The following is a 9463-nucleotide window of genomic DNA, read 5'->3' on the forward strand; positions in this document are numbered from 1 at the left end:
GTTCACGCAACAGAAATAAATTTGCCATGCACACATCAAACGTAAAAAAAATCTACAGATGGGTGGTCGCTTAGCAACAGTGAATTTAGCATTACTAATTAACCCCCTACATCGGCATAGGTAAGAAGAGAAACTACTGGTGCTTCGTGGTTTTCTAGGACAATGAACTTCATGCCATTATCCAGGGTAAACTCAGTTACCCGTTGGATCACCCGGTCTAGATAGGGTTGGATTGAGGTTGAGGGTGATGCTGGGGTTTCAGTACGGGCTAATGCGATAGTCGAGAATGTTCCCCAGATTAGGATTGCCGCCCCCAGATAAGATAAAATCGATAGGGACTTGATAGATCCTGTCTTGAATAAGCACCGAAGTGGTCTTAAGTGATCAGCAACACGCTGGAGAAACACGACCAATCCATTCTGTTTAGTCATACAAGGGTGGCAGTAACGAACTTACAGAACTCTCCCACAACGCCCACCGCTTTCTAGGGTGGGATTTAGTGGTACCGCCTTTAGGCGGCGTGAGGTTAACAACTAATAAGCTAGCGTCTCTTCATCAAGTGTTTGACACTCCCCGCCGAAGTAAGAACGGGGATTCTTAGTTCTACGACACGCCTTAAAATTAGCTATCCTGAAAGGCAATATTCAAGCCAAATACCCGTTCAATCAGCAACCAAGCATCAAGCCTAACTTAACTAATCCCAGTGGGCTTATCTCCCTAAGCGCTAGGTACTAGGAGTGTCTAATATAACTGTTTCTCCCTTCCCTCGTTCCCGTGTGCCCCACGGTACGTTATATATTTTGAATTTGCTACTTTACTGGTTTTCGGTATCCGTTAAGACCCATGGGTTTTAGCGGTGCGACCCGTGGCGAATTTAATTAGCCGACGGAAAGCGCACCGGCGAGGTTTTTCGCGCCTCGTGTACTAGCATCGCAATGGTCGTTATTGAATCAGGTAGTACCGACGAATCCTACCTGTGCGCTTTCTACGCAATTATTGTATTATAAACCTTTGCCTTGACAAATTCCGGAAAAATCGCCCGTTTATGGGCACCTCAAGTAGCGTGGCCAAAGGCCAGCTTGAAACCCAAATTTTTGGTCACAATCAAGGCATGATTACCATCACCTACTACTAGAAGCTCAAGCCAACTCTGTCTCAAATTTGACAATTATGGGGTGAAGTGTTGGACAATTTGGATAATAGCGCTACAAGTTTCATTTTGACACCCATGGGAATAATAAATCAGCCAACTCAGTCAGAGACAGAGACCAGGCAACGTATCCTGACAGCAGCACGACGTTTGTTTGCCAGTCGAGGTTATAACGGGACAACCACCAGGGAGTTAGCCAGTTCTGCTCGGGTCGCTGAAGGTACCCTATTTCGTCATTTTGAAAACAAAAAGGCCATTCTGATTGAAGTCGCCACCCAGGGTTGGATAGACATTCTCACCGATTTGCTCACAGAACTCAGTGAAATGGGCAGCTATAAAGCAGTAGCACAGATGATGCGGCGGCGAATGATGCGTATGGGTGAGAATGCGGATCTGATGCGAGTATGCTTTATGGAAGCCCAATTCCACCCAGAATTGCGCGATCGCATTCAGTCAGAAGTGATTATTAAAATGACGGATGTGGCTGAAGCCTTTTTTGAAACCGCCATTGAGCGAGGCATTTATCGCCCTATGAACCCCAAAATTTTGGCTCAGGTGTTCTTGGGCATGTTTGCCGTTGCTGGTTTCAGCCACAATACCATCCTCGATTCAGATGCCTCCCCCAAAGAGATTCAGGAAATGGCAGAAGGCATTGCTGATATTTTCCTCAATGGAGTGTTGGTTAAAGAATAGATAAGGAATGCCTGAAAATAGCAAATTGAAAATGCCAAATGACAATTAACAATCAAGAAATTACTAGTAGACATCTCCAAAAATTAACCTCAAACCCTTGCACTGCCTGGGTCAAAACCGAGTTTCTGGAGATGTCTAGTGACTAACTAAATCTCGTGCTTGTTTAGTCCATCGTGCCACCTGATCAACACCAGGACAAAGGTCTCGGCGCTTCATGGTTGCTACCTGTAGGCGTAAAATATTTTGGTGCAAGCGGTGAGGGGGAGTCTGAGCTAGTTGGGTTAAAGAGCATATTCCTGCATGTAATACTAGTCCACAATATTGGCAGCCAATGCTAGGGATACGGGCTAAATCTGCTAGGGCTACCCATTTATTGACGTACTGAGTCTTTACCTTTAACTGGTTAGCTAGCGCTTGTTTAGCTTGGCCAGTGCTTGCTTTTTGGAGCAATTCCCTAGTGGTGGTAATGCCCAATTCTTTGAGTTTTGATTGATCTTGAATACTTAATCCGGGCAACTGCTCAATTGACCAGTGACTGACTTGGGTAGTTCTCGGAAGTTTGGATTTAGTAGACATCTAGACTACCGGGAAATGATGCTTCTAGATTAATCCAGCCTAGAGCGAACCGCAACAGGGTAATCATACCTTATGGCAGTTCTCTGTTGGGTGAGATACCTCGCCCTTGGGGTTGGGAGTAGGGAAAGGGGAGAGAGAGTGTGGGAAGTGTGGGAAGTGTGGGAAGTGTGGGAAGATGGGGAAATGGGGAGATGGGGAGTCAGATCAGCAACTGGAGTGGAAACCACGCTCAACCTTCAACAAACCACCATACATCAGTATCCGGATCTCGGTTCGGTGGAAATGAATACTGGCTTAGTGTCAAAACCGGCCAGATTACATTTGTGCTTCCAAGAAACTGATGCAACATATATGGACTTCTGTGGATAAGCTTGGTAAAGCTTTACTAGGGCATATGTGGAGAAGTGTATACCTGAGCCTTCAGGATGCGATCGCTCTGCTTGTAATCCTCTATATTCCTAGTTTAATCGGGCAGTTAATTCTCTCCAACAGCTTCTTAGATTTTAGTGTTTGTCTAGATAGTACCATTGGTGTCCAATTTTATGCCAGCTTAATCATCGGTGCCGCTAATTTTTTGCTCTGGATCCTAATTGCGGGTCGCATAATTGGTCGTTTGTGGGCACATTTCAATAATTTCTAATCTAGAATAACCTTTAATTATAACAGTTTTAAATCGGTTAAGGTGCGCGCCTCCTAGGCCGGGGAACCCGGCCTTGGGTCGCACCTGAGGTATGTTCCTTGTTGGTTTTAGAATGAAGTTAAGCCGTAACAAACTTACTTTAGAGCAGGAAGCCAAAGCTGGATTGAATTCCCTACTCCAGCAAACCGCTCAAATTGGTAGTTTTTTTTTCGTCTTGCTGTTACTCAGTCTTGGTAATCCTTCAGGATTAGTCGTCAGTTTGAGTTTTTTTTGGGGAATTGCATTTGTGGCTTGGCAAGAAAAGCAGCGACTGACTGGGAACGGCAAAAGGCAAAAGGCAAAAGGCAAAAGGTAATAGGGAAAGGAAATTTATTGACCTGAGCTCAACCTAAGGGACTTGCGTGTAAAAAAAATACCAATTAAAGTAGGGTGGGCAAAGTACTATTATATAGTATAATCAAAATAAACCAACTGTTTTGCCCACCCTACAAGCTAAAAACTGACTGGGAACGGCAAAAGGCTTGCGTGTAAAAAAAATACCAATTAAAGTAGGGTGGGCAAAGTACTATTATATAGTATAATCAAAATAAACCAACTGTTTTGCCCACCCTACTGGGAACTGACTGGGAACGGCAAAAGGCAAAAGGCAAAAGGCAAAAGATAATAGGGAAAGGAAATTTATTGACCTGAGCTCAACCTAAGGGACTTGCGTGTAAAAAAAATACCAATTAAAGTAGGGTGGGCAAAGTAATATTATATAGTATAATCAAAATAAACCAACTGTTTTGCCCACCCTACAAGCTAAAAACTGACTGGGAACGGCAAAAGGCTTGCGTGTAAAAAAAATACCAATTAAAGTAGGGTGGGCAAAGTAATATTATATAGTATAATCAAAATAAACCAACTGTTTTGCCCACCCTACAAGCTAAAAACTGGTATTTTATTTTTTGGCTACTCCCTAACCATTTTTGAATTCAAAAGGCAAAATTAAGAATTAAAACAGGTATAGCTTTATAATTTTGAATTGCTGAGACCGGATACAGGCTCCTGAATTCATTTATGGGGTAGTTTTGAATTTTGAATTGATAATTTTGAATGGTCGCGAAGGGATTGAGTTCTGGATAACGAAGGCTCATGTCGAACTCACGAAACTTAGTTTAAAAACGCTCTATAGACTCAAATTCCGTTGTTTTTCCGGCATTTGCTGCCTCTCCACAAGTCCGGGGTGTCGGAAATACCTTGCCTGGATTGGCTAAACCCTTGGGATTGAATACCTGATTAACCCATTTCATCGTTTCCAAGTCCGTATACGTGAACATATCTGGCATAAAACAGTTCTTATCCGCACCAATCCCATGTTCCCCAGATATACTCCCCCCTGCTTTGACACAGAGTTTGAGGATTTCGCCACCAACATTTTCTACCTCTTCTAATGCCCCAGGCACCTTTTCATCGTACAAGATTAGGGGGTGTAGATTTCCATCACCCGCATGGAATACGTTAGCTATTGTGTACCCAGATTTCTCACTTAATGCCTCAATCTCCCTCAAAACACCCGCTAACTCAGTGCGAGGAATCACCCCATCTTGGACGAAATAATTGGGGCTAATCTTCCCTGCCGCAGCAAAAGCCGCTTTGCGACCTTTCCATAATTTCAGGCGGGTTTCTTCGTCCCTAGCCGTCGTGATATTTCTTGCCCCATTCTGTTTACACAGTTGGGCAACCCGCCGTTTATTAGTATCCACTTCTACCTTTAAGCCATCCAGTTCTACCAGCAATATTGCTCCAGCATCCCTCGGATAACAACCTGTTGCCACTACGTCCTCTACCGCATTGATGCTGAGATTATCCATCATTTCCATGCCCGCAGGAATGATCCCAGCACCAATAATGTCAGTCACTGCAGTACCAGCAGCTTCAATGCTAGTAAAGTCCGCTAGGAGGACACAAATTGATTCTGGTCTCTTGAGGATGCGCAGGGTAATTTCTGTAGCGATCCCCAAGGTGCCTTCGGAACCAACAAATAAGCCGGTTAGGTCGTAACCAGGCATTTCTTGAACTGATCCCCCTACATCCACAATTGAACCGTCCGGAAGAACCAATTTTAACCCCATGACGTGATTAGTGGTCACACCATATTTGAGGCAATGGACACCACCAGAGTTCTCAGCCACATTGCCACCAATGGAACAAATAATTTGACTGGAGGGATCAGGGGCATAATAGAAACCCGCACCACTTACCGCTTGGGTCACCCAGTTGTTGATTAAGCCTGGTTGTACTACAATTCGCTGATTTTCCAGGTCAATGTCCAGGATACCCTTCATTAGGGCAGTGACAATCAACACACCATCTTCTATAGGTAGAGCACCACCGGATAATCCGGTGCCAGCACCCCGTGCCACCCAAGGAATAGAATAGCGATCGCATATCTTAAGCACCTCTGAGACTTGTTCGGTAGTGCGTGGTAGCACTACTACCGCTGGTCGTTGGCGATAGCTGGCCAGACCATCACATTCATAGGTCAACAATTCTTCACGACGTTGAACCACACCATTTTTGCCTACTATCGCCACAAATTTCTTAATGATTGGGGTCCAGTCAGTCTTATGATTCGTCATGTTTCAATAGCGATAGAATAATGTGAACTACCTGACGTTGAAGACTTTCTAGTTTAAGGTGTGTGAACTACCTGATCTTGAAGACTTTCTAGTTTAAGGTGGTCGCTAATCACTTAAGCTAATCCCGTCAGCCGATTTTGATCAAACTTCTCAAAAGCGATGCAGAGGTGCGACCCGTGGCGAATTTAATTCGACGACTGTAAACGCACCATTACGGTCTTGGGGGTTTCCCCCACTCGCTATTGCATCAAGAAAAGGTATTAATTATGAAGTATAACGTTTAATGTCTCCTATTTACCTTAATATTTACCTGGCCTGAAATGGGGTAAATAGTTTCGAACTCAATTGCTCATACCTCCTTCAGACTTCTTAGCCATATACCTTCTGGTGCCTTGAACCTACGGGAAGCTAGGGGGGGGGAACTTAGAACCCCTTCGGCGTATAGTCTACATACTTTAGTTAGAGTTTACCATTCCCAAATAATAGAGTTTACCATTCCCAAATAATTTTAATTTTGTAGTTGTGGATTCCTGCTTTTCATTCTTAACCCTTCATAAATCTGTCCCTACTGGTCAAGATACCTTGGCTGGTGGTATATCTCAAGTCACTATACGTGCTGCTCAATGTGAGGATATCAGCACTGTAGCAGATATTCTTGCAGATAGCTTTCACCCTCAAAAAGGGCTCATCAGCTGGCTTCACCCTCTATTAAGACTGGGTATTTACGAAGATTTGCGCCACAGACTGGGATCTAGTTTACCCCATTACCTGTGTTTAGTCGCCGTCACTACCGTTTCCGGTTCTGCTGGTACCAGTGACATGCTAGCTGGTACTGTAGAGCTAACACTCCGTTCTCGCTATTGCTGGCCAAAGCCCAACTGCCAACATCTTTACCTGTCCAATCTGGCTGTCAGAAAGTCTTGTCGGCGGCAAGGAGTCGGAGAAAATTTGCTCTTGGCTTGTGAGCAAACTGCCCTAGAATGGGGCTTTCAAGACCTCTACTTGCATGTTTTGGAAAACAATTATCAGGCCAGGCAACTTTATCTCAAGAGGGGATATGAACTGCATCGGGTAGAACCAAGCTATACCGGAGGATTGCTTAGGCTTCCCAAACGCCTGCTCTTACACAAGCAGATTAATCCTGCTGGTTTTAGTTCACCGGGTCAGAGTCTGTCTTAGTAGGCTGAATTTCGTCATAATGGAGTTATCAAGCTGACGAATAACACATACATTTGGTGATTTATCACATTGACAAAACAAACAAAATATGTAATACAACATTTTTGTTCAGACTATCTGTAGCAGAGTATCGTTTTTGGTAACAGATCAAAAAGGGGGTTATTGATAAAGCTTTCAAGAAAATTGTTGTTTGAAGACCTCGCCAGGGTCGAAATTTAGTTGATTTGTGTTACGGTCTACTTGTAAATCCCATGAAATCTACGGTACTAAACCACAAAAGTTGCTTTATACCGATAAATTGTAGCTATTGATACCAAATCATCTATAATTTAGTATCTAGCCATACAAAGTTTTGGTGTCTTGAAGCCATTTTGAGGTGTTTTTTGATAACTATAAACTTAGGTTAAACCCAAGTTTATAGTTGGAAATGGTAGTTGAACAAAACTTGACTCTCCCTTTTGTGTATTTTCAAAAATTTACAGTTATTTTAAGGAAAGCGGATCGGGGCTTTTAGCTTGGGTGCTTACCTGCTCTAAGATATTACGCCATATAGTTTCAGATGGAGAGTGAATACCAACACTATTACCAGATAGCTCTTTACCCAAAGGAGGTGGTTGGTCACAACCAGGGTCTCGCCAATCCTCAACCCCTAAGTGGCATGAACCAGGAAAGCCTGAACCTCTGCAAGAATAAGATGAGAGACTCACAGCCATCAGAAATTCTCTCGCAATTTCGGGATAAACAATTGTTAATTGTTAATAGTAGGCGTCGCAATGGCCTAATCATATATAAGCACTACCATGCAGAATTCGCAGGACCAGGTTCGGCTGTAGGAGGAATATTTGATCTTGATTGTCAGGGAGTAGTCCCAGTGGGCAATCTGTCTTTGGTTTCTCCAGAATCAGCTGAAGAGCGACGGCGTGCTTATTTGATTCGGCGGCAATGGATTCGACTGACTAAACAAATTACAGAAGATCCAAGTCCGATAAAACGAACCCAACAGATTCTTGAACAGTTTGAGGGATTTGGTTTTGATGCCAACACTATTGCCCAACTGCCAGATGAAGCCTTTGCTCTGCTGGTAGGGGTTTTGCCCTATACAATCAGGAAGGTACGTAACGCCCCTCACCATGAGCATTAAGTCTGGAATCCTTTGGCTGATGCTGATCGTCTCAATTGATTAGAAAATTTCTAAATTTAGATTTAGATCTCCGGAATCCCCCCAGCTCCGGGTCTCACGAAGCATTATTTAACAGAGTGCAATGATTAGAGCGACTAGCGCTATAGTAGGTAATGGGTAATGGGTAATGGGTAATGGATAAGAGATAATTTTGCCAACCCCCTACCTATCACCATTTACTGTTCACCATGGATTATCCTGGGTGCCATCAGATCAGCCTCTGTAGTTGGCGAATAGAGCAATTTCAGCTATAACAGCCCATAGGGTATTTGGCGGGCTTGTCGAAATAATGGAGATAGTTGATTAGTATCTTACTATCTAAACTATCTAAGGAATTGTCGGTGTTTAGCCACTTGGTTACTATGAATGATTTTGACATACTTAAAAAAACTATCGATCGCCTCAGAAGCGAACGAGATGATCTCAAGAAAGAACTAGATACCTACCGAAGTTATCTGGATAAGCGCTCTACAGATATCAGAGCTTTAATTTATACAGAATTACAACTATTTTCACCCAAAATAGCTGAGGAACTCAGGAAGGAATTTAGAACACAATTTCACCTAGTGATTGGCTTGTTGGTTTTTACTACCCTATTGACCACCGTCAGTGGTTTTGTAGTCATGTCTAGTCTTGTTGATAGTTCTGTAAAAGGACATCTAAAAAATCAAGAAGAACAACTTGATAAACTCAACAAACGTATAAATAATTCTCTATTTGATAACCGAGTTGATCTGCAAGGTCTTCAGCAACAAACTCAAACTATCAAAGCCCAAACTCAAGACTATCAAAAACAAGCTCAGTATCTAAATAGTAAGGTGCAAAGCTTAGATATCAACGCTTCTACTATAGAGAAAAAACTTAATGCTCTTCTAGAATCAGACCCAGTCGCCTTGGGAGATATAGTTGAACGGATCAATAACTTAACTCAAGATAGTAATCAGCTGATTACTATCTCTCGAAGTATCGAAGAAGTGGCTAGTTCACAGATTAGACTGGAGAGTGGAGAAATTTCTGTTAGGGAAGGGAATTTATCAAAGGGTGATGGCAGACGAAGAATATCAGGTGAGCAAAAGTTTAATACCAACTTTGCTTCTGAGCCTGTGGTTTATATTGCTTTAAACGACATCGATAGTGATAATGATGAAAATCTCCGATTAAAAGTTGATGTCACTGATGTCAACCGAGAGGGGTTTCATTATGTATTGGAAACCTGGGGAGACACGCGGGTTTACAGTGCTAATGCAAGTTGGTTTGCCTATGGCAAATAAATCAGATCTAGTCCGGTTTAATACTTACTAATTGAATGCTGTCTGTCAAGGAAAATGGATTCAGCGCTGCATCGCTATTTCCTATTCCCTATTGCCTGGGCGCAGCGCTATAGTTTTTCCACCGACGAATTCGGTCAGGGTAAATAGTTTTGA

General features: G+C 43.0%; 9 protein-coding genes and 1 pseudogene. 7 read left to right on the forward strand and 3 right to left on the reverse strand.

Features of this window, described 5'->3' with window-relative positions:
- Positions 1–101: 101 nt before the first annotated feature.
- Positions 102–431: pseudogene (locus F6K20_RS12110) on the reverse strand (insulinase family protein); the annotation flags it as partial.
- A 797-nt stretch (positions 432–1228) separates the two neighbouring features.
- Between F6K20_RS12110 and F6K20_RS12115 the strand changes: the two are divergent.
- On the forward strand, positions 1229–1843 hold the full coding sequence (locus F6K20_RS12115) for a TetR/AcrR family transcriptional regulator (protein ID WP_008180610.1): 615 nt from the start codon (positions 1229–1231) through the stop codon (positions 1841–1843).
- Between the two features lie 135 nt (positions 1844–1978).
- Here F6K20_RS12115 and F6K20_RS12120 read toward each other — a convergent pair whose 3' ends face one another.
- Positions 1979–2419, reverse strand: a complete 441-nt coding sequence (locus tag F6K20_RS12120; protein WP_008180612.1) for a DUF4332 domain-containing protein — start codon at positions 2417–2419, stop codon at positions 1979–1981.
- 72 nt (positions 2420–2491) lie between these two features.
- Between F6K20_RS12120 and F6K20_RS12125 the strand changes: the two genes are divergently transcribed.
- The 3 genes from F6K20_RS12125 to F6K20_RS12135 all read left to right on the forward strand — a co-directional run bounded on the left by F6K20_RS12125 (position 2492) and on the right by F6K20_RS12135 (position 3414).
- Entirely contained in the window at positions 2492–2788 is a 297-nt protein-coding gene (locus F6K20_RS12125; RefSeq protein WP_008180614.1) for a hypothetical protein, read from the forward strand.
- Positions 2760–3059 (forward strand): hypothetical protein, encoded by a 300-nt coding sequence (locus F6K20_RS12130; RefSeq protein WP_044492383.1) that lies wholly within the window; start codon positions 2760–2762, stop codon positions 3057–3059. The genes F6K20_RS12125 and F6K20_RS12130 overlap by 29 nt, the downstream gene beginning before the upstream one ends.
- Before the next feature lie 112 nt (positions 3060–3171).
- On the forward strand, positions 3172–3414 hold the full coding sequence (locus tag F6K20_RS12135; RefSeq protein WP_008180619.1) for a hypothetical protein: 243 nt from the start codon (positions 3172–3174) through the stop codon (positions 3412–3414).
- An 802-nt stretch (positions 3415–4216) separates the two neighbouring features.
- On the opposite strand, the gene glcD is transcribed toward F6K20_RS12135, so the two are convergent.
- The gene (gene glcD, locus F6K20_RS12140) at positions 4217–5680 is read right to left on the reverse strand and encodes a glycolate oxidase subunit GlcD (protein ID WP_008179542.1); all 1464 of its coding nucleotides are present in this window, start codon (positions 5678–5680) and stop codon (positions 4217–4219) included.
- A gap of 522 nt (positions 5681–6202) precedes the next feature.
- Here glcD and F6K20_RS12145 point away from each other — a divergent pair.
- From F6K20_RS12145 to F6K20_RS12155, 3 genes are all read left to right on the forward strand, one after another.
- Complete coding sequence (locus tag F6K20_RS12145; RefSeq protein WP_008179539.1) at positions 6203–6859, forward strand: GNAT family N-acetyltransferase; 657 nt, start codon at positions 6203–6205, stop codon at positions 6857–6859.
- 559 nt (positions 6860–7418) lie between these two features.
- The gene (locus F6K20_RS12150; protein ID WP_008179536.1) at positions 7419–8000 is read left to right on the forward strand and encodes a hypothetical protein; all 582 of its coding nucleotides are present in this window, start codon (positions 7419–7421) and stop codon (positions 7998–8000) included.
- Between the two features lie 380 nt (positions 8001–8380).
- Positions 8381–9310, forward strand: coding sequence for an H-type lectin domain-containing protein (locus tag F6K20_RS12155; protein WP_207554313.1), 930 nt, complete (start codon positions 8381–8383; stop codon positions 9308–9310).
- Positions 9311–9463 lie beyond the last annotated feature (153 nt).

The organism is Moorena sp. SIO2C4, from assembly GCF_010672485.1.
In the GTDB taxonomy this organism is placed as follows: Bacteria; Cyanobacteriota; Cyanobacteriia; order Cyanobacteriales; family Coleofasciculaceae; genus Moorena; species Moorena producens.